This window comes from Chlamydiales bacterium, from assembly GCA_031292375.1.
In the GTDB taxonomy this organism is placed as follows: Bacteria; Chlamydiota; Chlamydiia; order Chlamydiales; family VFKH01; genus JARLHF01.
In genome coordinates this window covers 25758-49194 of sequence record JARLHF010000049.1, presented here as the reverse complement: position 1 = coordinate 49194, position 23437 = coordinate 25758, and the positions used below count along the sequence as shown (strand labels likewise).

At 38.4% G+C, this 23437-nt stretch carries 18 protein-coding genes and 1 pseudogene; 6 read left to right on the top strand and 13 right to left on the bottom strand.

The features are described from left to right. Positions 1–67: 67 nt before the first annotated feature. Positions 68–1864: pseudogene (locus P4L16_06280) on the bottom strand (DNA topoisomerase IV subunit B). A gap of 87 nt (positions 1865–1951) precedes the next feature. On the opposite strand from P4L16_06280, the gene P4L16_06275 reads away from it, so the two are divergent. Next, positions 1952–2986, top strand: coding sequence for a hypothetical protein (locus P4L16_06275; GenBank protein MDR3624729.1), 1035 nt, complete (start codon positions 1952–1954; stop codon positions 2984–2986). Here P4L16_06275 and asnS read toward each other — a convergent pair. From asnS to P4L16_06260, 3 genes are all read right to left on the bottom strand, one after another. Then, the gene (gene asnS, locus P4L16_06270) at positions 2983–4380 is read right to left on the bottom strand and encodes an asparagine--tRNA ligase (GenBank protein MDR3624728.1); all 1398 of its coding nucleotides are present in this window, start codon (positions 4378–4380) and stop codon (positions 2983–2985) included. The genes P4L16_06275 and asnS overlap by 4 nt on opposite strands. A gap of 384 nt (positions 4381–4764) precedes the next feature. After that, positions 4765–5634: a deoxyribonuclease IV gene (locus P4L16_06265; protein MDR3624727.1), complete on the bottom strand. Its 870-nt coding sequence runs from the start codon at positions 5632–5634 to the stop codon at positions 4765–4767. A 4-nt stretch (positions 5635–5638) separates the two neighbouring features. Beyond that, complete coding sequence (locus P4L16_06260) at positions 5639–5872, bottom strand: hypothetical protein (GenBank protein MDR3624726.1); 234 nt, start codon at positions 5870–5872, stop codon at positions 5639–5641. 141 nt (positions 5873–6013) lie between these two features. On the opposite strand from P4L16_06260, the gene murJ reads away from it, so the two are divergent. Beyond that, on the top strand, positions 6014–7621 hold the full coding sequence (murJ, locus tag P4L16_06255; GenBank protein ID MDR3624725.1) for a murein biosynthesis integral membrane protein MurJ: 1608 nt from the start codon (positions 6014–6016) through the stop codon (positions 7619–7621). Between the two features lie 147 nt (positions 7622–7768). Here murJ and P4L16_06250 read toward each other — a convergent pair whose 3' ends face one another. Beyond that, entirely contained in the window at positions 7769–8485 is a 717-nt protein-coding gene (locus tag P4L16_06250) for a hypothetical protein (GenBank protein MDR3624724.1), read from the bottom strand. A gap of 94 nt (positions 8486–8579) precedes the next feature. Continuing rightward, positions 8580–9194: a 30S ribosomal protein S4 gene (gene rpsD, locus P4L16_06245; GenBank protein ID MDR3624723.1), complete on the bottom strand. Its 615-nt coding sequence runs from the start codon at positions 9192–9194 to the stop codon at positions 8580–8582. A gap of 149 nt (positions 9195–9343) precedes the next feature. On the opposite strand from rpsD, the gene P4L16_06240 reads away from it, so the two are divergent. The 3 genes from P4L16_06240 to P4L16_06230 are packed head-to-tail and all read left to right on the top strand — an operon-like array spanning position 9344 to position 13043. Beyond that, positions 9344–10303 carry a rhodanese-related sulfurtransferase gene (locus P4L16_06240; GenBank protein MDR3624722.1) on the top strand — a complete coding sequence of 320 codons (960 nt, stop codon included), beginning with the start codon at positions 9344–9346 and terminating at the stop codon, positions 10301–10303. A gap of 15 nt (positions 10304–10318) precedes the next feature. Then, positions 10319–11866: a protein kinase gene (locus tag P4L16_06235; GenBank protein ID MDR3624721.1), complete on the top strand. Its 1548-nt coding sequence runs from the start codon at positions 10319–10321 to the stop codon at positions 11864–11866. Further along, positions 11844–13043, top strand: a complete 1200-nt coding sequence (locus P4L16_06230; protein MDR3624720.1) for a protein kinase — start codon at positions 11844–11846, stop codon at positions 13041–13043. Before P4L16_06235 ends, P4L16_06230 begins: the two co-directional genes overlap by 23 nt. On the opposite strand, the gene P4L16_06225 is transcribed toward P4L16_06230, so the two are convergent. Both P4L16_06225 and P4L16_06220 read right to left on the bottom strand, forming a co-directional pair. Continuing rightward, entirely contained in the window at positions 13026–13832 is an 807-nt protein-coding gene (locus P4L16_06225) for a hypothetical protein (protein ID MDR3624719.1), read from the bottom strand. The two genes, P4L16_06230 and P4L16_06225, sit on opposite strands and share 18 nt — an antisense overlap. Positions 13833–13964: 132 nt before the next feature. After that, complete coding sequence (locus tag P4L16_06220; protein MDR3624718.1) at positions 13965–15800, bottom strand: OmcB family cysteine-rich outer membrane protein; 1836 nt, start codon at positions 15798–15800, stop codon at positions 13965–13967. A 444-nt stretch (positions 15801–16244) separates the two neighbouring features. On the opposite strand from P4L16_06220, the gene P4L16_06215 reads away from it, so the two are divergent. After that, the gene (locus P4L16_06215; GenBank protein MDR3624717.1) at positions 16245–18911 is read left to right on the top strand and encodes a DEAD/DEAH box helicase; all 2667 of its coding nucleotides are present in this window, start codon (positions 16245–16247) and stop codon (positions 18909–18911) included. Here P4L16_06215 and P4L16_06210 read toward each other — a convergent pair. The 5 genes from P4L16_06210 to pheT all read right to left on the bottom strand — a co-directional run bounded on the left by P4L16_06210 (position 18901) and on the right by pheT (position 23257). Beyond that, positions 18901–19101, bottom strand: a complete 201-nt coding sequence (locus P4L16_06210; GenBank protein ID MDR3624716.1) for a hypothetical protein — start codon at positions 19099–19101, stop codon at positions 18901–18903. The genes P4L16_06215 and P4L16_06210 overlap by 11 nt on opposite strands. Before the next feature lie 419 nt (positions 19102–19520). Further along, on the bottom strand, positions 19521–19691 hold the full coding sequence (locus tag P4L16_06205) for a hypothetical protein (protein MDR3624715.1): 171 nt from the start codon (positions 19689–19691) through the stop codon (positions 19521–19523). A 52-nt stretch (positions 19692–19743) separates the two neighbouring features. Beyond that, a complete protein-coding gene (locus tag P4L16_06200; protein MDR3624714.1) occupies positions 19744–20259 on the bottom strand; it encodes an MGMT family protein in 516 nt (171 codons plus the stop codon). Further along, on the bottom strand, positions 20256–21227 hold the full coding sequence (locus tag P4L16_06195; GenBank protein MDR3624713.1) for a hypothetical protein: 972 nt from the start codon (positions 21225–21227) through the stop codon (positions 20256–20258). The genes P4L16_06200 and P4L16_06195 overlap by 4 nt, the downstream gene beginning before the upstream one ends. Further along, positions 21224–23257 (bottom strand): phenylalanine--tRNA ligase subunit beta, encoded by a 2034-nt coding sequence (gene pheT, locus P4L16_06190; GenBank protein ID MDR3624712.1) that lies wholly within the window; start codon positions 23255–23257, stop codon positions 21224–21226. The genes P4L16_06195 and pheT overlap by 4 nt, the downstream gene beginning before the upstream one ends. Positions 23258–23437: the final 180 nt, after the last annotated feature.

Sequence of the window (23437 nt, the reverse complement as noted above, 5' to 3'; positions counted from 1 at the left end):
CTTGTTTTGCAGCTTTTAAGGAATTTGGTGTAAGCTCAGATAGTTCCTTTAAAAGGAGCTGTTCGTTTATTAAGTTGTTCATTATAAATAATTTGCGATCCGGTGTATTCTTGCCCATATAGAATTCAAGAGTCGGTTTAATGTCTGATATGGCATTGATCGTAATGGGTGTTAAGCGAATTTCTTTTGAGATAAATTGTTTAAATTCGTGAGGAGAAATTTCTCCAAGCCCTTTAAAGCGTGTAATTTCTAGACTATTTGACTTTAATTTTGCAATGGCGTGATCTCTTTCCTCTTCAGAAAAGCAGTAAATTGTTTTGTCTTTATTGCGAACTTTGAAAAGAGGAGTCTCTAGGGTATAGAGGTGGCCTCCTACTACAAGCCCCTCAAAGTAGGTAAGGAAGAATGTGATTAAAAGATTGCGAATGTGCATACCGTCTACATCTGCATCCGTTGCAAGAACTACTTTATTATAACGAAGTCTTTCCAAATCTTCTTCAATATCAAGCGCACTCATTAAATTGTACATCTCTTCGTTTTTATAGAGCTGATCGAGCTTCATCCCATGAACATTCATAGGTTTACCTCGTAGTGAAAATACGGCCTGTGTCAGAGGGTTTCTAGAGGCAACAATGGATGCACTTGCAGATTCTCCCTCAGTTAAGAAGATCATCGTATCTGTAGCAAGTAAATTTTGGTCAGTAAAATGAAATTTGCAATCGCGCAGTTTAGGTATTTTAAAAGAGATTTTCTTTTGCTTTTCTGAAGCTTCTTTTTTGACAGCAGCAAGCTCTTTTCTAAGTTTTTCATTGAAGGCAATGCGCTCAATAATGCGCTTTGCGCTTTCTTGGTTTTGATAAAGAAGCGAAACAATAGCATCTTTGACTTCTTGTACAACGCTGGACCTAAGTTCTGTATTACTGAGCTTATTTTTTGTTTGTGATTCAAAAATAGGGTCTTTAACTTTAACAGCAATAGCTCCAAAGATACCTTCTCGAACATCGAGGCCTTGAAAAGATTTCTTTGCATACTCGTTAACGCCTTTGAGAATGCCCTCTTTAAAGGCAGAAAGATGCGTGCCTCCATCTGCAGTGTACTGTCCATTTACAAAAGAGAAGTAGCTCTCTCCATAGCTATGTGTGTGAAGAAATGCAAATTCTAGAGTTTTGCCTCTGTAGTAAAGAGGCTCATAAATACGGTCTTCTTTGATTTCGCTATTTAATAAGTCGAGTAGGCCATTTTCGGAGAAGATCGCATTGCCATTAAACTCAAGGGTGAGTCCTGTATTGAGGTAAGCATAGTGCCATAAGCGTTTTAAGATGATAGGCTCTTGAAAGCGGTATTTTTTAAAAATTTCAGAGTCGGGAATAAAAGAGACATAGGTGCCTTGGGGCTCTTTACTTTTAGAGCGTTTTTCTGATTGTAAAACACCTCTTGAAAAATGGGCTTCAAAACTTTCCCCATCTCTGTAGCTTTTTACAATAAATGAAGAGGAGAGAGCATTGACAGCCTTTGCTCCCACTCCATTTAGTCCAACAGAAAATTGGAAGACATCATCGTTGTATTTGGCACCTGTATTGATTTGACTTACGCAGTCAACAACTTTTCCAAGAGGAATGCCTCTTCCAAAATCGCGCACTTCCACTAAGTGAGAAGAAAAGTCGATAGTGACAATGATCTTTTTGCCATTGCCCATAATGAATTCATCGATGCCGTTGTCGATAATTTCTTTAATGAGAATGTAGATGCCATCATCATGATGCGAGCCATCGCCGAGCCTGCCAATGTACATGCCAGAGCGCATGCGGATGTGCGTTAGTGCATCGACTGTTTGGATAGAACTTTCTGTGTATTCTTTTTTCATACCTGAATAGTAACGACTCTGCAAAATCATTGGCAAGAATTCTTTTTTTTTCTATAAGACCAGGTTTGTATTTAAAGGATGTATTACATGCTAATAGGTGTTTTAGGAGTCAATCATAAATCAGCGGAGTTATCTCTCAGAGAAAGTCTTGCAAAAGTCTGTGTAAGAAGGTTTTCTCCTGGAAGATCGGCACATTCTAATCATTTTTTTGTACTTTTATCTACCTGTAATCGAACAGAAATTTATTTTAGCTCTGATGACTTGGCAGTAACACATAGTTATTTATTAAGAGTGTTGCGCTATGATATAGAAGGGGAGTTTGAGCATAAACTTTATTCTTATTTTGGTTTTGATTGTTTTGTGCATCTTGCAAAAGTAACTGCTGGTATGGATAGTGCAATCATCGCAGAAACAGAAGTTCAAGGACAGGTAAAGTCTGCTTATGAGTCCGTAAAGCAATACAATAATTTGCCAAGAGAATTACATTTTCTCTTTCAAAAGAGTCTGAAAATAGGAAAAGATGTACGTACAGGCTTTCCGATGGGTAAGGGGCTTGCATCTTTAGAAGAAGCTATTTTACAGGTCACTAAAAACCACATGCAAGATATTAAAGAGAGCAAAATACTGTTTTTGGGCGCATCAGAGATTAATATTAAAGTATGTAGAGCACTTTTAAGCAAGGGTATTAAAAATATTACCTTCTGTAATCGTACTTTAGAACATTTAGATAGATTGGCTTTTCAAATCCCAATCAAAACTATAGCCTGGCAAGAGAAAAGATGTTGGATTAATTACGATGTTGTAATTGTTGGTACTAAATCAGTAGAGTATCTCCTCTTGAAAAATGAGAGGCTCTCTTCAAAAAAACAGCTTTTAATCGATTTGAGTGTGCCAAGAAACATAGACCCAGAATTAGATGCTTTTGATTCCATTACCCTTTTGAATGTGGATCAGATGAATAAAATCGTAGAACAAAATAATTCATCTAAACTTTCAGAGATTAGCGTGATAGACAGATACATTACAGAATCTGTTGAAAATCAAATAGCATTTTTCTTAGATAAGGAAAATTTAAGAAGCGCGCGCTTTTATCAAAATCCTCTAGTTTTACTTGGTGTTTAAAAGTCTGCATTTCCTGGGTATCTGGGAAAGGGGATTACATCGCGGATATTTTCCATGCCCGTTGCAAAGAGTACAAGCCTTTCAAATCCAATGCCGTAGCCTGCATGAGGAATGCTTCCATACTCACGTAGCTGTAAGTACCACCAGTAAGCTTCTTTTTCCAGCTTAAACTCTTCAAGCTTTTGCTCTAATACAGAAAGGCGCTCTTCGCGCTGACTGCCGCCGATGAGCTCTCCAATTTTTGGAACTAAGACATCCATGGCAGCAACTGTTTTACCATCTTCATTGCCGCGCATGTAGAAAGCCTTAATTTCTTTGGGATAGTTAAAGAGGATGACAGGTTTTTTAAAAACTTCTTCTGCAAGGTAGCGCTCATGTTCCGATTGAAGATCGCATCCCCATTCTACTGGAAACTCAAAAGTTTTCCCTGAATTTTTTAGAAGTTTAATGGATTCTGTGTAAGAAAGACGCTCAAAAGGAGATGTGATGACATTCTCTAGGCGTTTGATAAGTCCTTTTTCAATGAACTCATCAAAGAAGGCGATGTCCTCTGCACACTCTTTAAGAAGATAGGTAAGAGCGTATTTTAGAAAGGCTTCTGCAGATTCCATGTTGTCATTTAAGTTAGCAAATGCCATTTCAGGCTCAATCATCCAAAATTCTGCCAAATGCCGAGAGGTATTGGAATTTTCCGCTCTAAATGTAGGGCCAAAGGTGTAGATGTCAGAGAGTGCACAAGCATAGATTTCGGCGTTGAGCTGCCCAGAGCAAGTTAGATAGGCAGGCTTTCCAAAAAAATCTTTGGAATAATCTATCTTCCCATCTGGTGTGCGAGGTGGTTTTTCAGCTTCCAGAGTTGTTACTTGAAAGAGCTTACCAGCGCCCTCACAGTCAGAAGTTGTTATGATGGGGGTGTGCACGTAGAGAAAGCCCATCTCTTGGAAAAATTTGTGTGTTGCAAAGGAAAGAGCGTTACGAACTCTTGCAATAGCTCCTTGAGTATTTGTTCTTGGACGAAGGTGGGCAATAGTTCTTAAAAATTCAAAAGAGTGTCGCTTTTTTTGAAGAGGATACGTTGCAGGATCACATGTGCCAATAACTTCTAATTCTTTTGCAACAAGTTCTACTTTTTGCCCTGCTCCAGGGCTTTTTGCAATGATACCATTTACACTAATTGCTGATCCTGTTGAGAGCGTTGCAACAAGTGTATCATAGTTTGGGTGGGAAGATTCAAATATAACTTGTAAGTTAGAAAAAGTAGATCCATCATTGATTTCGATAAATGTAAAAGTTTTTTGAGAGCGCACCGTTCTTATCCATCCCTTAACCAGGGTAGGGGTGTCTATGATCTCTGCAGGGTCTCTTTGAAAGATTTGTTTGATTTTTGTTCGCATAGCTCATCTCTTTTTAGTAAAAACAAAAGGAGCAGCATAACTTAACTAGATAGTTTATATATACATAAATTTTTCTGAGCAATTCCCGCTGCGGGAATTGCTCAGAAAAATTTAAAAAATCATTACAATGTCGATTTCTGAAAAAATAGCTGTTAACGATAAGAAAGCTCATGATCCACGAAGGGGACTTGACTATAACTGTGAGGAGCGTATCGCTTGCGCTCTACTTTCGCGTGCTCATCGCTTCCCGTGCAAAGCACTGTGTGCGCTCTTGCGCTGCGAATCCTCTTTGTTCTAGCAAGCCTCGGCGGCATTTAAAATGCCGCAAATCCCTTTTTTAAGGATTCTGGCAAACAAAATTATTAAGTAGCTGATTTTTGAAACCTAAGAATGATGAGTGTAAAATTCGCGTAGCATCTTGATTTCTTCTTTCCAAAGAGGAGGGCCATCTGGTGTTTCAAGATATTTAGGAGTTATGCAAGTTCTTGGATCTTGCATGAGGCATTTAAAGCACTCAATGCCAATTTCACCAGCTCCTAGTGGTTTGTGTCGATCTTTACGTGATCCAAGCTTTCCAAGAGAGTCATTTAGATGAAAGGCTTTTAAATGAGAAAGGCCTATGATTTCATCAAATTGTTTGAGAGTGTTGTCTAAACTTTGTTTTGTGCGAATGTCATAGCCGGCTGCAAAGATGTGACAAGTATCCACACAAACACCGATGGGTATATATTTTTTTACCCCAGCTATGATATAGGCAAGCTCTTCAAAAGAAGCACCTACACAGGATCCTTGACCAGCTGTAGTTTCTAAGAGCAGGGTAGTAGGTCCGTTATTTGCAAGATCTTGAACACTTAGGATGCTTTCAATGATCTTGTCAAGGCATGCTTCTTTGCTCTCATCAAGAGATGCTCCTGGATGAAAGTTTAAAAATGTAACTCCAAGAGAGATACAGCGCATTAATTCTTCTTTGAAAGAATGTCTGCTTTTTTGCAAGTTATCGGGATTTGGAGCCCCTAAGTTTAAAAGATAGCTTGCATGGCTCATTACAGACCGAATCTTTGTCTCTTCTAGCGTCTTGTACCATAAGTCAATGGATTCTTGATCTAAAGGCTTGGACGCCCAGCGACGTTGATTTGCTGTAAAAAATTGAATGGTGGTTGCACCAATGCTTTTTCCTTCCAAGAGTGCGCGGTACGCACCACCTGCGGCGGAGGTATGCGCTCCAATAAGAAGCTTTTCTGCGCTTTTTTGCATTTTCTTATTTTGATTTCTTGAGAGATGCAAAAATAAGAATTAAAAGTCCAAGACCAAGAGATGCTCCACTGAACATTCTAGGAATGTGAACGATGTGAGTCACATCGAGTTTTGCATTCCATGGCCCTATTTCAAATAGAGATTTTTGAGCATCGTAGCTGATTTCAGGGAAGATAAATCCTGCTATACCGATACAAGAAATAATTAAACCTAAGACAATTAATATGATCTTTAACATCTTTCTAGACATCCTTTTTTCTGAATCAAATTCTTTCCTGATATTCTGTTAAATTTTTAAATTTGTCAATCGAATGTTTTGATGGATAATATTTCCTCTTAGAATGTAACCTTGGGTGTTGCAAAAAAAAATGAGATGTTCATGAAGGAAGACTCTTCTGAGTCAGTTCTAAGGGCTGTTAAGTATTTCTTTTCTGGTACGATGCTAAGTAGATGTTCTGGTATGGGAAGAGATATGATGATGGCATTTGTGTTTGGAAGTCATCCAGCGCTTGCTGCATTTTTGATGTCATTTCGTTTTTCTAACCTCTTAAGACGCGTTCTTGGAGAAGGTGCAATGCAGTCGGCATTTGTTCCTGAGTTTGAATCTTTGCGTGCTGAAAGCACAAAGCGCGCAGCTACTTTCTTTAGAGATTTGAGCGCTTCTCTAACAGCTCTTTTATTTTTGATTACATTAGTAGTAGAATCTATTTTATGGCTTACTTTGGAATATGGTGATCTAAAGCAAGACAATGCAGAGATTTTGAAGTTCACAGCCCTCATGTTTCCAGGAATTGTCTTTATCTGTCTTTATGGGCTGAATACCTCTCTTCTTCAGTGTGAAAATCGATTTTTTCTTCCAAGTGTTGCACCCGTTGCCTTTAATGTAATTTGGATGGGGTCGGCCTTTCTACTTAAAGATCAAGACTACATAGTGGCAATGAGTACGCTTTCACTCTGCTTAGTGATTGCTTATTTTTTTCAATGGGCACTTACCTTGCCCTATAGCTGGAAGTTTATTCGAGAAGCGCTTGGAAAACAGATTTTTACATCTATAAAGTTGCTTTCAGTGGATGTTCGCAGGCTTTTAGGACCACTTCTTTTGGGTGTTATAGGTGTGAGTGCAACGCAGGTGAACAGCAGCTTAGATCCTATATTTGCAAGAAGTGCAGACTTAGAAGGACCTGCATATCTTTGGTATGCCATTCGTATTCAACAGCTTCCTCTTGCACTTTTGGGTGTTGCATTTTCAGGAGCTCTTTTGCCTTCTCTTTCTAGGGCATTAAAAGCTCTAGATAAGGAAAAGTATAATATGCTTCTACTTTTAGGTCTAAAACGTATTGTAAGCCTTATGGTTCCTATTACATTTGCATTTTTAGTGCTCGGAAGTGCAAGTGTGACCCTTTTATTTGGAAGGGGAGATTTTTCTGATAAAGCCATCCAAGAGACTACTTATTGTTTGTGGGGCTATTGTATAGGTCTTGTTCCGATGACCATTGTTTTACTTTTTGCAACAGCTTTTTTTGCACAGAGTAACTTTAAAAAATCTGCAAAAGCCTCTTTCTTTTCCATGGTAATCAATGCAAGTCTAAACGCCCTTTTTATTTTTGGTTTTGGCTTTTCATCAGTAAGCGTAGCTGTTGCTACGAGTCTTGCAGCCTACTTTAACTGTTTTTTTATGTCTTCAGTCATCGAAAAGGGAAATGGTTGGCTTACAGAGCTTGGTAGATGCATTGGCAAAGTAGGTATTGCTAGTATGATCGCATCTATTGTAACATTGTTTGTTGGTATATTGCTGAAAGATAGGACACTGTCAATAATTATTTCTTCTATAACACCTAATTTTGAGCGGCATTTTTCTTGGCAACTAGCCTCTCTTGTTATACAGGGGGTATCTTTTTTTGTTGTTTTTGTAATCATCTCCTTCTTTATATCTGCAGAAGATATTGTCGCAATGCTCACCCTAAGAAAGAAAAAAGAGCTGGTTTGAGAATTAGACTTTTTGCATAACCTGAGTTATACACATCATTAATGATGTGTGTATATGGGGCAGAGGCGAGGAATTGTGGTTTCGAAAGAAGTCTGTAGATGAAAAATTAGTCGCGACTAATTTTTCATCTACGACGACAATTTATAGTTATTGGTGTCTTGCTCTGGTAGAAAGAGCTTCTCTTTGGTCGCCTGTAATGATAACGTAATCATAAAATTGTCCAGGCACGCCTTGAGCGCCTATGTATACTCTGGATCCTAGCTGAACTTGGTTGAGATTTTCTTTGATTACCCAAGTGCTGCCATCATTGAGAGATAGTATTTTACGAAAATCACAAGGCTCTTCTTTTGTTTCAATTACATATTCTTTTTTTGTTGTCCCATCTTCTTTTACTTTAAGAACCTCTTTTGTTTCTTGAATAGTACGAGTAGACTTTGCATATGTTTCTGTAGAGATGATTTTTAAAGGCCCTGGTATTGTTTTATGCTTGATAAGCATGACTTTAACTGTTTGCCCACGGTCGTGATTAAATAGTTCAAATTTGTGTTCTCGTTTAAACCAGTAAAACTCTGTGCGTAGTTTGACGCGCACATGATCTCCTACCTGCCAAGACTCATAGGTTGATCGTGAGTCAGGGTGTATTTTCCAAGTGGACCCATCGGATAGTGTTGTTAAAAGATCCCCTTCAAACTGTCCATGTCGATCCCCACTAAAGACGGAGGTGGATGCGATAGTTTGTATAATGGAAGGGTAGATATCACTATAGTGATCAGAAGCTTGCGGTGCAGGTGTTGCAGTGCAAGTAAAAGGGTTTAGTAGGCAAGATGAAAATAGGCAAAGTGTTGGTAGGATTTTGTTTTTCAAGGTGGCACTCCGAACTTTGTGTATATATAAAAATTGAGCCTTTATATAAAAGGCTCAATTAAGTTAATCTCTAACATGCTTAAGGCAGCAAAACTTAGTTAGTGTGAGCTAAAAACTCGCAAATAAGAGGTATATTTAAAGGAAGCGGATGAGAGATTTGCTCTGGGCTTGGAAGCGAAAGGAGCTTTCCGGCGCCGTTTGCCTCTAAGGACAAATATTCAGGAATTTCTCGTACACTTTCTTGAGCTTTTTTTACAGCTCCGATCTCTTTTGATTTCTCTTTTAATGAAACAACCATGCCAGGACGTACTTGGAAAGAGCGAATATCTACTTTTTTTCCATTGACGAGCACATGTCCATGCGCAACTAGTTGGTGAGCTGCAAAAATAGTTCCGGCAAACTTGAGTCTGTAAACGATATTGTCTAATCTGCATTCAAGCATAGCAAGAAGACACTCAGCTGTATTTTCTTGCTTTTTGATAGCTTTGTGATAATAAGTTACCAGTTGTTTTTGACTAATCATGCCATAGACAGCCCTGAGCTTTTGTTTTTCCTCAAGTTGAAGGCCGAAATCGGACTTCTTTTTACGGCGAGCGCCATGTACGCCTGGAGGATTTTGTTTGTGGATAAGTGGATTGCGGTCGCGTCCGAAGATGTTGACGCCAAAACGACGTGCAATACGGTTTTTAGGACCTGTATATCGAGCCATTATTTCTCCTGAATCTTTAGAAAGTTGCATTTATAGATCCAGTATATTAGTTAGAGTTTCTTATTTTTCGCAAGGTAAATTTCTTGATTTAATAAGAAATTGCTGATACACTGGCAGCGTTTATAATTTATTTTAAAGCTTTTAAGATCATGACTGAAAATATGACATCCTTATCTAAAGAGTACTGGGTTCTTGCCTATTATTATTTTACGCCCATCGAAAATCCAGAAGATGAAGTTAGAAAGCATAAGACATTTTTTGAAGAGAGAGATGTCAGCGGAAGAATCTACATTTCCCACCAAGGGATTAATGGTCAAATGAGCGCGCTCAAAGAAGATGCCTATGCATATATGCATTGGATGCATGATGATGCTCGCTTTAAAGACATGGAGTTTAAAGTTCATAAACATCATGAGAATGCATTTCCTAAGATGACAGTAAAGGTGCGAAAACAGCTCGTTGCAATGGATAAAGATGTTGATCTTTCAAAAAGAGGTCAGCCCCTTTCTGCAAAGGAGTGGGAAAGTATGCTAGATAATCGAGATGAAGATCTCGTCCTTATTGATACGCGCAACAACTATGAAACAAGGATTGGTTATTTTGAGGGCGCACTACTACCTCCTCTTGAAACATTTCGTGAATTTCCACAATTTGCAAAAGAATTAAAAAAAACAAGAGATCCCAAAAAAACAAAAGTTTTGATGTATTGCACGGGTGGCATTCGCTGCGAGCTTTACTCTGCTCTTATGATGGAAGAAGGCTTTGAGTCCGTTTATCAGTTGCAAGGGGGCGTCATTAAATATGGCTTAGAAGTTGGGCATAAGCACTGGGTTGGGAAATTATTTGTTTTTGATGATCGTCTTGCAATTAGTGTTGGCAATGAGGATGGATCTGAGATTATTGGCTCTTGTCGTCATTGTAAATCGCTTTCTGATACCTATTATAACTGTGCTAATATGGACTGTAATGAGCTTTTCTTATGTTGTCTTACCTGCTTACATACTCACAAGGGGTGTTGCCAGGAAAGTTGCGTTCATTCGGAAAGACTTAGACCCTATCATGCAGAAGATACGCATAAGCCATTTAGAAAAAAACACCTTTATAAATAGAAGAGTAAATAGATTATGAGCGCTGTTGTATGTAATTTTTTAGAACCACTCTCTTCTCTTGCTTGCGTAAGGGGTTCATTTACTAAAGATCCAAATGAAGAAAGCCCTATCGCTTCGCATTTGACTCTATCTTGTTTCCAATCCGTAGAAAACAAGATTTCTGTAAGATTTATTACTTCAGAAGAAGCATCTGATACTTTAGAGCTGTATGAAGGAGTTTCCTATAATCCTCAGATGCGTGAAGTACCCTTGCGTGTGGTTACTGAGGAGAGTGGTGAATTACATATTGTTCTTGCAAAAATTAAAGATATAGCAAAATGCTTTAATATTGAGCAAAGCGACGCTTATAAGGCTTGTATAGAAGGCAATTTAATGCAATTTAAAGAGCAGGATGTTCAGATGCGCTCTGTTGGCTCAAAAAAAGCAAAAACTTTTGAGAGCATTGTAAAAGCAGCTCCTAATAGTTATCCCTTTTTCCCTGATGAAATTAAAGCAATTTCTGCTTGCATTGAGACAAATTTCGAGGAATTGCATGTGGCGGCCAGCAAAGAAGATGGAAAACCTGGTTATCAGAGGGCTTCTGAGTCCCTTCCAAGGGCTGTTGAAGTTTCAAAGGAAGGTGATGTGCTTGTGCACTTCAATAAGCTGAGGCTAGGTGACCGTTTACTTGGTGAGGGAACATATAAAACAGTTCGTACAGCCATAAGCTGTGATTTAGGAAAAGTAGTTAGTATAGCTGTAGCTAAAGCGGATAATCCCGATTTAAGAGAGAGCATTGGAAGAGAATATGTGATCTTAAAAGAATTAGAAGGAACAAGGGGTATTGCAAGTGCATTGAGCTTGAATTTTATTTGTGGTAAAGAAAATCAAGAAAAGGCCTTTCTAAAGCAACCTTGTTATGAAATGGGTTCTTTAAATAATCCTGAAGCATATTCAGAAGTAGATCGATTGAAGATAACGCTTGATTTGCTTTATGGGCTTAAAAAGTGTAAAGCAAATGGAATTATCCACAGAGATATTAAGCCGGGTAATGTGCTTATTGGTATTTCTAATGAAGATGCAATTACAGGTGAAAGAGAATATTCAGCTCACTTAAGTGATTTTGGTTCTTATTGTAGAAAAGATGAAATAGATCGTTTAAAAGAAGTGTTGGTTGGAACACCTGCGTTTTTCTCTCCTGAATACATTGAGGAAGTTTCCAGATGCCGTAGAAGGAATTTAGAGATGCCTTTAAGAGAATTTTCTGATGATATGTGGGCCTTGGGTTGCACTTTATATAAACTGTGTTTTAATTATAGTCCTCCTTGGTTTCCACAAACACGAGTGACTTCATGGAAGCAGGTAAGAACAATGGTGAAGAATATGTTACAACTTATACCCCCAGATGTTCCAGTGGAAGAATGTCCTTTGGTGTATATGATTTGTGATTTATTAGCAGTGTTTAAGGATAAGCGTCTTACAGATCCAGGAGTCATTATTGCAAAATATGAAAGGCTTTTCCTTGAAAGAATTGAATTTTTAGAAAAAAATAGGAGCCATCGTGAGTACTGTCACATCTCATAGTTTTGTAACATTAGATTTGGAATACTCTCCAAGTCTTGAAAAAGCAAAAGGTTTTCAGAGGGCTGCAAAGATATGCTACCCAAGTCTTTCCCTATTTGATGTTGCAGATATTTATCATTACATCAAAACAAACTATGAGGCACTGCTAGCTGAGGCATATGAGAGTCTTGATGGATTTGTCTATAAAGGGGCCTCTGCAAATAAGCTTCCAAGGGCTATTGAAGTATTGAGAGATGGCGATGTTCGGGTACATTTTAATAAGAAGAGGCTTGGAGATTATACGTTTTGCCCAGGGACTTTTAAATACAAGGTTCGCACCGCCGTAAGTTGTAATTTAGAGGAAATGATTGTTGTAGGTATTTCTAAAGCAGATACGCTCAAATTGAGAGCGGATATTGAAAGAGAGTATGGGGTTTTAAAGGAGCTAGAAGGCGTAAGGGGGGTTGCAAGTGCTTTAAGCTTAAACTTTATAGGAGGCAAAAAAGGATGCGAAAAAGCTTTTTTAGAGCAACCTTATTATAGGCTTGGCGCTTTAGATGAAAAAAACGAAGAGGGATTAGAATATGACTATTTGGAAAAAGATCAGTTAAGAATTACGCTAGACGTGCTTTATGGGCTCAAAGGATGTAAAGCAAGAGAGATCCTTCATTTAGATGTTAAGCGAGATAATATTTTTGTTGACATTACCCGTGATGCAAATACAGGCAAAGAAGAATGCTCTGGATATCTTGGTGATTTTGGCCTATCTTGCAGAAGTAGCAATCATGAGCGTCTACAAGTAGCTAGTGGAACACCTATATACTTTTCTCCAGAATATGCTAAGAGCTTTGAAAGAGGATCAAGTCCTTTTTTAAGAAGCGTTTCTGAGGATATGTGGGCTCTTGGTTGTGCACTATTTGAGATGTATTATGCAAAACATCCCCATTGGATTTTGCGGAATGAATCTGGAGATGAGAAAAAGGCTATTAGAAAGCAGATGCGAGCAATAATAAATTTGCAACAAGGAGAGATTGTTACGATTACTCCAGAGCATATGAAAAAGAGTCCTTTACAATGTCTGATTCAGGAGATGTTGATGGTTTCAAAAGAGGAGCGCCTTAGCGATCCAGAAGTAGCTATTGCAAAATATGAGGAGTTTATCCTTCAAAGAATTCAGGATTTAGAGCAAGCGGAGTAAGTCGAGAATACGCTTTTGTGTATGGTCAAGAACAACAGTAAGTCCTGGCTTGATGCCTTGCTCTGATAATTCAAAAGCTTTCATGGTATTGCAGATGCGCCCGTCGAGTCTTACACCAATTCCTTTGATCCCTACCATATTTCCAAAATCTCCAAACATCTGAAGGGTCATTTCACAAGCTGTGATGATAAAGATGACCTGTTTGTTTGGATTTGCGTGCACAAGTTTAAAAATTTCTTCACCAATGTAGTGGATCGTGGTAATAAAGAGGGGTTTTACATTGTTTTCTGGAAGGGCATTGACGCACTTACCAATGTAGCATTGTCTGCAGACGGGATTTTCGCTATCATGAATACAACTAGTTGTAAAACGACCAGAGGGGCATTCGTGAGGCTTATGACAATAAGAAAAGCCTGCAACTAAAAGGACATTGGGTTTTTTTAAAAGAATTTTGAATTCATCTACATTTTTGATCCCATAAAGAAAAAAATCATCATCTCTAATATAAGAGCTTTTTTTGAAAACTGATTTTAAGAAAGATAAAGGGTATTTGAAAGGGTGCTGTAAAATATTTTTAAGGATGGCTCTGTTTTTATCTTCTTTTATCATCCATTTTAGGCTTTTCCACTTGAGACCTTTTTGAGTCTCAGGAGTGATGCCTACCATGGAGGGTAGAGATTTAGGAATTTTTAAGGGACAGATCTTTCTTGCAGCTTTTGCTCCTTCATCCCAGTTTTTTTCTGCTTCACCAAAGGAAGAAGCTTCTTTCCATAAAGGTAATTTTTTCATAAATATATTTCGAAGTTTTTGATAACAGGAGCTATGATATAACATAAGCTTTAAAAAAGCAAAGGGGCGGATTTTGTAAATCCGCCCCTTTTTATCTCAAGTAAACTTTAGGGTTTATTGAGCTGTTTTCTACTAGTACACTTGTGTGCTTTCTTCATCAACAAGTGGTCTTGTCAAGAAGTCTGACATTGTAGAAACTTTTACACGTCCATCTCCAGCTGCTACACCTTTAACTTTAACTGTATATTCAGCTACTTGTTTTGGTCCAAGAGAAGGAATTGGTTTGAATGTAACTGTTTGTCCAGAAACTGTGCAAGCAGTAGAGCCATTTGCGCTAACTGGTTGAAGTTCTGGGCTGAATGTTGCAACGATTGCAACGTTTTTGTCAGCTACAACGCTTTGGTTTCTTACAGTAATTTTGTATGTGTCAAAGTTGCCAAGGCAAATAGATCCTTCGCAGCCACATACATTTGTGCAGATACCGCCGCAACCTTTCCATATAGTGCAAATTTGTGTGTCTGCACCGCATCCATCAGATGCACGAACAGATGCTTTGTTGCAATAAGTTCCACATACAGTAGAAGTAAGTTTTAGGTTGAATACTTTTTCTTCATTTGGACCTAAGCAAGGTACACACCATGTTGCGTTGTTGCAAGAAACATTAGCACCAGGAGCCATCACAATAGATGTTCCAGCAGGTGCATAGTCTGTTACAACTACGTTATGTAGAACGTTGTCACCCTCGTTTTTAATGACGATTTGGTAATCAGCATTTTTGCAGATATACTGTTCGCAAGGACCAGTTTTTCTGATAGAAACGATGTTTTGACAAATGTCTAAGCAGCACTCACAACCACTGCCTTCGCAGTTAGAAGATGTTGTTGTGATTTGGTTGCATACGCGAATGCAGCGTGTTAAAGCTTTTACACGTACACAAATTTGCTTTGTTTCGCCTGGGCAAAGATCGCCAAGTGGGAACTTGAGAACTCTCTGTCCGCTTGCATGCTCTACTTCTGGTGGAAGGTTTTCTGTTACAAGAACATTCTTAGCAACAGCTGTACCTGTGTTTGTAACAGTGATCATGAAATCAATTGGCTCATTGCAATTAACTCTTGTAGGTCCTGTTTTTTTACATGTGATGCATGGGCATCCAACAAAAACAGGTGCGCAAATGAAAGGCACTGCTGTAACAGTTGTGCATCCACAAACTTCACCGCAAGCTGTTGGCTTGAAGAAAATTTTAATTGTTTGTGTTTGGCCTTTTTTAATTGCATCAATGTTCCATACTAGGTGATCAGCACCTGCAGTTGCTCCAGGTTCACTGCGAACAAATGACAAGCTTGCTGGAACTGTTTCTGTGATCACAACATTAGACGCATTATCCAAAGCAGTTGCTGTCATTTCAACCATAAATTCTTGGTTGAGGTCAACTTTTGGAGGGAATTTTTTTGTAATGCGAATAAGGTCTGTGTTGATTGTTACTGTATTAGGACAATCTGGTGTTGGTGCGCAAACAGGTGCACAAACAGGTGCTGGTGCACAAACAGGTGCGCATACAGGTGCTGGTGCACAAACAGGGGCGCAAACAGGTGCTGGTGCACATACTGGAGTAGGTACAGAACAGCTTCCTGCTCCACAGTTTCCTACAGGTGTGCTTGGAGCATACGCTGGTGCGTTGTTATTTTGATAATAGCCACCTTGGTTGCTATTATTATAATACTGTTGTTGGCCAAATTGTAACTTAGAATTGTAATCTAAGCGATAGCTATTGTTCTGATACCCTGATGGGGCCCAGCCGTTCTGTGGTGCACAATTAGGTGCGCACACAGGAGCACATGTTGGTGCACAAGGTGCTGGGTAACAGCTGTCATAACAGCTATTGCGGCAGCATCCAGAGATAATAAGCCCAGCTACTGCTGTTACAGTAAACAAGGCTAGGGATGATAACAATTTTCGGGGTCTTTGCATGTATGAACTCCTTATTGGAATTTTTTGGTCATTTGATTTACTGATTTAGTAAGTAAAAAAAACCTCATTTGTAATAATCGCAGCTTTTTTCTCTTATTCACCTCTTTGTTTTTGTTCACTCTATGTTGTGCAAGGAGTGGACTCTTAATTTTTCTTAGTTTTTGCTAAGAAGGTTAAGAAGAGCTGAAGCTTTTTCTCAACTAATGGTGCCAAAGAGGCGTATACCAGTAGTAGTTAACATTTCTATATTACAAGTTGCATTTAGAAGCTACACATTTTTAAAGAAATGATTTTTCCTCACTAAAATTTTATTCAGATAGGCCTCTAGATGGGTTTTTGCTACGCATCTATTTGAAATTCAGTATTTTCATTTTGAGAAAAAAATTCAAAAAATAGAAAAAAGAGTGTAGCATATCCAATTTAAGTCCAAAACTCAGGTTAAAAATGATGTACTGTATAGGTAAACAACAACCGCTTTCGTTTGAATACCTCACAATTCAAATTATACTGCCTGGAAAAAAGAAAAACCTCTATTTTCCTGCATTGATAGAGATGGTAGATGCAAATGAAAAAGAGCTGATCAAAGCTCTTGCTAAGGAAGAAATGAGGTACGCAAGATCCTGCGGTAGAGTGGAATCTAGTGAAACGATTGTATTAAATACGATAAGAATAGAGCGATCAAAAGTAGTATCTCTTCTCAAAGAACTTGCAGCAAGTGGCAAACTCTATTTTGAGGAAAAAAAACTCTATTGTAATTTTTTTTCTCCGGTTGAGTTTTTTTATGAGGGAAAAAATAACGTTCATGCTCAATTTGAAATCTCTGGACACCTATCTTTAGAGAATGAGGTTATGCCTATCATAGCATGTGATCTTATTTTTTTAGGCCCTCCCCACTGGTTTATTTTTAAGAATACATTGCGTTTTATCAAAGGAGAGATGGCGCCTCGTTGGATTTCACAGGTAATAAAAGGACCATGCACCCTCGATGCAAGAAAGCAAGAAACACTTTTGGATGAATGTAATGAAGGGGATTTTTCTGTAGTTCCAAGGCTTGCACTTTCCTTGCACACACAGGGCTCTTTACAAGCACAAGATTCTCTTCCAGTCCTTAAGCTAACAGATCGTTTGGGCTCTTTTGCAACATTATGGATGGATTATGGTGATCAACGAGTCATTGACGTTTTAGAAGAACCTCTGGCATATCGCAATACTACTTGCGAGAAAGGCTATGAGAAAGATCTGTTAGAAACGGACTTTATATATAGTCCAAGAGGGACATCTACTTATTATTGTCCGCTTGATAAAGTATCTAAAAGTATTCTTTTTTTGCTCGAATGTGGCTGGACAGTTTTAGATGTTAAGGGACGTAAAATTATACGACAAACAGATAAAACATTAGACTTTGATCTTCAAAATCAACAAATTTTAGTGAAAGGTAAATACGTTTATGAAGCATTTGATGCAGATGTACAAGATGTTATAGGCGCATTCAACCGAAGAGAGCACTTTGTACAGTTAAATAATCCGGGCTATACGGGATTGCTTGAATTTAGTGCGAGTGATAGTAAAGCTTTTGAGAGCATGGAAGTGGTTGCGATGAGTGTTCGTATAAAGCGCGCGCACTTTGGTCTATTAGAGGATTTTTGGAAGGAATGTAAGAAATCTCCTCTGCTTGAAAAAATAAGAAGCTGTCAGGAGAGCCTTAAAGATGGCAAGCCATTACCAGATCTTTTACCAGCTGGGCATTTTAAAGCAGAATTGCGCCACTACCAAAGTTTAGGTTTTCAGTGGCTTTGTTTTTTAGAAGAGTTTGGCTTCAGTGGACTTTTGGCAGATGATATGGGCCTTGGAAAGACAGTTCAAGTGCTTGCTTTTTTATCTAGAATAAAAGGACCTGTTTTAATTGTTTTGCCAACAACTCTTGTGTTCCATTGGAAGCGTGAGATTGAGAGGTTTTTAGAAAATACTCCCATCTACTTGCACCAAGGAGATGCTCGTTTTACAGACATAGAGTCTTTTAATGCATGCTCTATTGTCATTACAACGTATGCTATTTTGAGGATCGATCAATTACTACTTTCTAAGGTGTTTTTTCACATTGTCATTTTGGATGAAGCTCAAAATATCAAAAATCCTGATACGCAAACTGCAAAAGCTGCATTTTCCTTGCAGGCTCATTGTAAGCTTTCACTTACGGGTACGCCTGTAGAAAACCACCTTCGAGATTTATGGTCGCAGTTTTATTTTTTGATGCCAGGTCTTTTGCCAGATAGAAAAGAGTTTGAAATTTTAGATCCTTCTCATCTCAAGCACATAAAACAGATGATAAAGCCATTTTTTTTGAGGCGTAAAAAAATGGAAGTTGCAAAAGATCTTCCAGAGAGACAGGAACAGGTTGTATGGGTGGAGATGGAACCTTTACAAAAAGAGATGTACGAAACATTTCTTGCAAACATTCGCTCTGGCCTCTTAAAGAAGATCGCGGTGGATGGGATAAAAGAGCATAGAATGGAAGTTTTTGAAGCGATTTTGCGCCTTCGCCAAATTTGCTCTCATCCATCACTTGTTGTATCGCATGAATACGAAGGGGGTATTGTAGGTGGAGGTAAGTGGAGTGCATTACTTGAAGATATTGCCACTGTATGCGATGAGGGAGCTAAAGTATTGGTGTATAGCCAGTTTACAGCCTTTTTAAAAATCCTTTTAAAAGAGATGCAGGTTCAGAAAAGAGGTGTACTCTACTTAGACGGTGCAACAAAAAACCGTGAAGAGCTAGTTACAAGATTTCAAGAGGATCCTGAAATGCAGGTGTTCTTAATTAGTTTGAAGGCAGGAGGTGTTGGCTTAAACCTCACTGCTGCGGACTATGTATTTCTTTATGATCCTTGGTGGAATGAATCGGTAGAAAATCAAGCAATCGACAGAGCTCATCGCATTGGCAGAAAAGAAAAGGTGATTGCTAAGCGATACGTTACGGTAGAGAGCGTTGAAGAAAAAATAATGAAGCTAAAGGCTCATAAGAAAAGCCTTATCCAAGAAATCTTGGAAGATGGGTCAGAAAAGGATAAGCTCACTGAAGAAGAATGGTTAGATTTACTAACTAGTTTATAACGTTACAAGAACTACCCTCAAAGGGCAGTTCTTGTATGCTTATCCAGCAAGTCTGCTGATTAATAGCAGCAAGGATTGCATGGTTGTGGGCATGGATTGCAAGGTGCTGGGCATGGTGCTGGGCAAGGATTGCAAACAGGCGCACAATATGTGTCGCAAGGTGCTGGACATGGGTTGCAGCTCCAATCACAATTTGATGGGTAGCAATTGTTTGGTTGGCAACATCTGTTGCAGCCAGTTAGAGCAAGAGTTGCTACTGTTAATAGAGCTAGAGCTGAAAATAGTTTTGCAGTCTTTTTCATTAGAAAAACTCCTTGTAGGAAGTTGATTTTTTAAACGTTAAAGTGTCAAATGTTCATCCCACTATAGGATTGTAGACACAAACGCTACTGCGACCACACAAGTGTCTGCTATGTAACGATATTTTTATCTATAGTACAACCTCTATATAAAGAGCTATCATTTTTTTTCAAAATTCTAAAAAAAAGTTGAAAACGTTATTCTTAGAGCCTATGAGCTTTCTGAAAGTTTTGCCTTTAAAACATATTATGGAAGTGTTTTTACCGTGGTTTTCTAGGTGATTATTGTGTTTTGTTTTTTTTAGCATATTTATTTCTTTCGATCGCTCAAAATCTCTTTGGATGCTTGTTTTACAGTTTCTAAGCCATTTGGAAATCCAACTAGTTTTAAAAGACGATCTACATATTTAATTTCAGTAAGCAATTGGTCGTTTACAAATTCTAAGTAAGCAAGTTTTTTTAATAATCGTGTTTTGCGCATACATTTACCTCCTGCCCTTTGAATTTCAAGGCTTCATAGAGTATTAAGCAAATTACATGCCAATAAAGGGTATACTTTCAAAAGCAAGGAGCTCTTTTTTTACATCTAAGCCTCCTGCAGAAAAGCCACCTAGTAGTTGCTTATTCGCAAGGATTCTATGACAAGGAACAAAGAGGGGAAAGGGATTATTTTTGCATATAGATCCAACGGCGCGCTGAGCTTGCTTGCTACCGGCCATTTCTGCAAGCTCTTGGTATGAGAGAGATTGTCCAAAGGGAAGGGATTTCATCAGAGAATATACAGTTGTTGTGAAGGGGGCAAACTTTGCCGGAAAAAAGAGGTGTTGTGAAAAATGGCTTTTCTTTTGTGTTGCGTAAACAAAAAGTGAACTAAGCAATTCATCGAGCAACTCTTTTGATAGATAGGATGACTCGAATATTAATTCGAATTGATTATTAATATTAATAGATAAATCACTTCGAATAATAAGATTGTTTTCATCTGTTTTTACAAGAACAGTAATTGCGGGTTTTTTCGCAATAAAAGTGCTTTCTGTAAGACGATTCACGTTTTTCTATTGCCTTGACCGGGCGTTAAAAATTGGTAAGTAAAGGCATTTACGCGCTTATCTTCGTAGTACCACTGTTCATGCGCTTCTCCGTTGATGTATACACATGATAGCCCATGTTTTTTGCCTTCCTTCCAGTGAATTTCTTCTACAACTTGTGTGCCATTTTTAAAATGTTGTTCCAGTCCATGCTTTTGATCGTTAGCAAAATAAGCTGTTATATGGGGCTCTCCATTTTCAAATTGAGTACAGGCACCTTGCTTTTGGCCTTGAGACCATTCTTCAACAGATAGAGGCTCTCCTCCCATTAAATAGGTGCGCACTAATCCATGGATTTTGCCATTGATGTAGGGAGTAGAAGATTTTGGCTCTCCAGATGAATAAAATGTTTCTTTTCTGACAATTTGTCCGTTTGCAAAAGTGTCTCTTGAAATAAGTGTTCCGTATGCATCTCTTGCAATGCGAATACCCCTTCCTTCCTGTACAGACGACTCTTTTTCTGAAGATTTGTCAAAATAGCTTCCTGTAACTAGCTGTGTGCCTTTCCATTCTTCTACGCTGGATGGTACGCCATCTGTATACCAGGATGAGATTTTAAGAAGGCCATTTGAAAGAATATTTTCTTCGCTTTCAGGTAATCCTGAAGTAAAATATGTCGTTTTACCTATGAGCCTTCCCTGTTCATAATTTTCGCTAAATTGAGGTATGTTTGTGTGTGGATAAGTGTAGGTGGTTTTACCTTGCAGGTGGTGGTTTGTATAGCTAGATGTCACTGTTACGCCATCACTGAGTATTTTGATGACCTGTCCATTTCCGCCACGTTTTTCCCACTCCTGTTCGGATGTAGGCCCCAGGTATTTGGCAATATAAGTCTCTTTGATTACATCCCTACTAGGAGGTGCAGCTGAAAAAAGAGGGCTTGTGAGGGTTGCTGTGGATGCAAATAAAAAGAAAAAAATATTTTTCATGAAAGCTCCTTGAGGGCAGATTGCACAATATTGTTATGTCCTTTTTCTACTTCTTCAAAAGAAAGGGTTTTTTTAGGATTTCTGTAGGAAAAGCGAAAAGTTGCATTTTTTATATGAGCCCCAAGTTTTTCACTTTGATAAAGGCCTATTAATTCGAATTTTTCTAAAATAGTGCAAGAGTACTTTTCGATAAGATTTATTACATGTTGAATGGGGATGTTTTCATGAAGTGTTACTGTCCAATCCCTTTCAGAGGCAGGAAATTGCGGTAGAGGACGCATAAAGGGATCATGTCTTTTAGAGAGGAGTAGTTCATGTAAATTAATTTCTGCAAACAGGACTTTGGAGGCAATATCAAATGTTCTTAGTAGAGATGGATGAGCTTCACCAAGTATTCCAACACAAGAATTTTCTATCCATAAAGAAGCTTGTCGTTTTGGATGGAAACTACTTATTTGAGAAGGCTTAAAAGTAGGTTTTGCAAAATAAAGACTTTCTAATAAGTTTTCTACAATACCTTTTAAGTCAAAAAAATCGACATTTTGAGGGCTTGCATCAAAGTGAAAAGGTGCAACATGCCCGCTCAAAATAATTCCTGCAGAAGACACTTCTTTAAAGCTCTCTTCTTCTTTGAAATGAGTGCGTCCTATTTCAAAGCCAAAAATGTCGTGCACTTGATGGTCTATATTGTGCTTTACAACATGTAATAAGCCAGGAAGCAAGGATGTACGTAGCACGGATTGTTGCATGGAAGTGGGGTTGAGAACTGCAACAGAAAGCGCATCTGCTTGGATAAGAGCTATATCTTTTGGGCTGATAAGATCGCATGTTAAAAACTCTTGTAAGCCATGTGAGAGAAGCTTTTCACGTATTTTATTTTCGAATAGGAAGATGGGGGTATGAGGAAGTGTTGAGTTTTGATATTTGACAGAGGGCTTTGGAAGGTTGTTATAACCATAAATTCGCGCAACTTCCTCTACGATATCAATTTCAGAGTGAATGTCACCTCTATACGTGGGCACTTTAACATGGAATAGATCTTGGCTTTCATATGTGAGAATGCATTCTAGCCGCTTGAGAATGGTTTCAACTTCGCCTAAGTTAAAAGAAGATCCAAGAAGAGCATTGATGCGGCTTAATCTGCAAGTTACTGTTTTTGGTAAGAAATTTTGCTTTTTAATGTCGATGGGGTTTTGTGCAACGGATCCTCCGGCAATTTCGTGAATGAGCATAGCTGCTTTATCTAAAGAATCTAAAACTTGCCCTGGATCTGCACCTCTTTCAAAATGTCTTGATGCTTCTGTGCTTAAAAAGAGTTGTTTGCTCGTTTTTCTGATGCAAGAGGCTTGAAAAAAAGCAGACTCTAGAAGGATGTTTTGAGTGCTATCAGAGACTTCGCTATTTTTGCAGCCCATGATACCTGCTAGAGCAATGGGCTCTTTGTTATCATAGATGCATAGCATAGTGTTAGACAGTGTTCTTGTAGTACCATCTAATGTTGTTATTTCAGTGCCATTTATAGCGGTCTTTACATGAATTTGTTGACCACTGATTTTATCGTAGTCAAAGGCATGTAGAGGATGGCCATATTCGAGAAGTACATAGTTTGTAATGTCTACTACATTGTTGATAGGGCGTATGGAGCATGCTTCTAATTTTTTCTTGAGCCAATCTGGAGATGGGCCTACTTTGACATTTTGAATTAATCTACAAGCATAGCGTGGGCATGTTTCTTGATTGTCAATAGATACGCTAACAAAGTCATTAGTTGAAATAGAACTATTTTCAGCTAATTTTGTTTTTGAAACATGGTAAGGGGTTTTAGTAAGCGCTGAAAGCTCTCTTGCAACTCCTAAAATGCTTGCTGTATGGATGAGGTTGGGTGTTAAAGAAATTTCGAAGATAACATCATCAGGTGTGCGCTCAATTGCATCAACTTCCAGGCCTGCCATTGTTAAAAGCTCGCTCAAGTCTTCTGGAGAGTGTGTGATTTTAATAAATTCTTTAAGCCAAGATAGGGGAATTCTCATAATTATTTTCAATGTTAGTGAGGGTGAAATTACAGGGATTGTATAACAAGATAAGTTTGTTATCAATCAGCAAAAAAGATCATGTGATTTAATCAAATGGCCGATAATTTTTAAACTGCGAAGCTTTGCCACGAAGTGGCGGCATGTTGCTAGCCACGGGTGAAACCCATGGACAACCAT

Bases quoted from the DNA above. Each gene is read 5' to 3' on its own strand.
- P4L16_06275 (MDR3624729.1), top strand. From the start codon at position 1,952: ATGCTAATAGGTGTTTTAGGAGTCAATCATAAATCAGCGGAGTTATCT.
- asnS (MDR3624728.1), bottom strand. From the start codon at position 4,380: ATGCGAACAAAAATCAAACAAATCTTTCAAAGAGACCCTGCAGAGATC.
- P4L16_06265 (MDR3624727.1), bottom strand. From the start codon at position 5,634: ATGCAAAAAAGCGCAGAAAAGCTTCTTATTGGAGCGCATACCTCCGCC.
- P4L16_06260 (MDR3624726.1), bottom strand. From the start codon at position 5,872: ATGTTAAAGATCATATTAATTGTCTTAGGTTTAATTATTTCTTGTATC.
- murJ (MDR3624725.1), top strand. From the start codon at position 6,014: ATGAAGGAAGACTCTTCTGAGTCAGTTCTAAGGGCTGTTAAGTATTTC.
- rpsD (MDR3624723.1), bottom strand. From the start codon at position 9,194: ATGGCTCGATATACAGGTCCTAAAAACCGTATTGCACGTCGTTTTGGC.
- P4L16_06240 (MDR3624722.1), top strand. From the start codon at position 9,344: ATGACTGAAAATATGACATCCTTATCTAAAGAGTACTGGGTTCTTGCC.
- P4L16_06235 (MDR3624721.1), top strand. From the start codon at position 10,319: ATGAGCGCTGTTGTATGTAATTTTTTAGAACCACTCTCTTCTCTTGCT.
- P4L16_06225 (MDR3624719.1), bottom strand. From the start codon at position 13,832: ATGAAAAAATTACCTTTATGGAAAGAAGCTTCTTCCTTTGGTGAAGCA.
- P4L16_06220 (MDR3624718.1), bottom strand. From the start codon at position 15,800: ATGCAAAGACCCCGAAAATTGTTATCATCCCTAGCCTTGTTTACTGTA.
- P4L16_06215 (MDR3624717.1), top strand. From the start codon at position 16,245: ATGATGTACTGTATAGGTAAACAACAACCGCTTTCGTTTGAATACCTC.
- P4L16_06205 (MDR3624715.1), bottom strand. From the start codon at position 19,691: ATGCGCAAAACACGATTATTAAAAAAACTTGCTTACTTAGAATTTGTA.
- P4L16_06195 (MDR3624713.1), bottom strand. From the start codon at position 21,227: ATGAAAAATATTTTTTTCTTTTTATTTGCATCCACAGCAACCCTCACA.
- pheT (MDR3624712.1), bottom strand. From the start codon at position 23,257: ATGAGAATTCCCCTATCTTGGCTTAAAGAATTTATTAAAATCACACAC.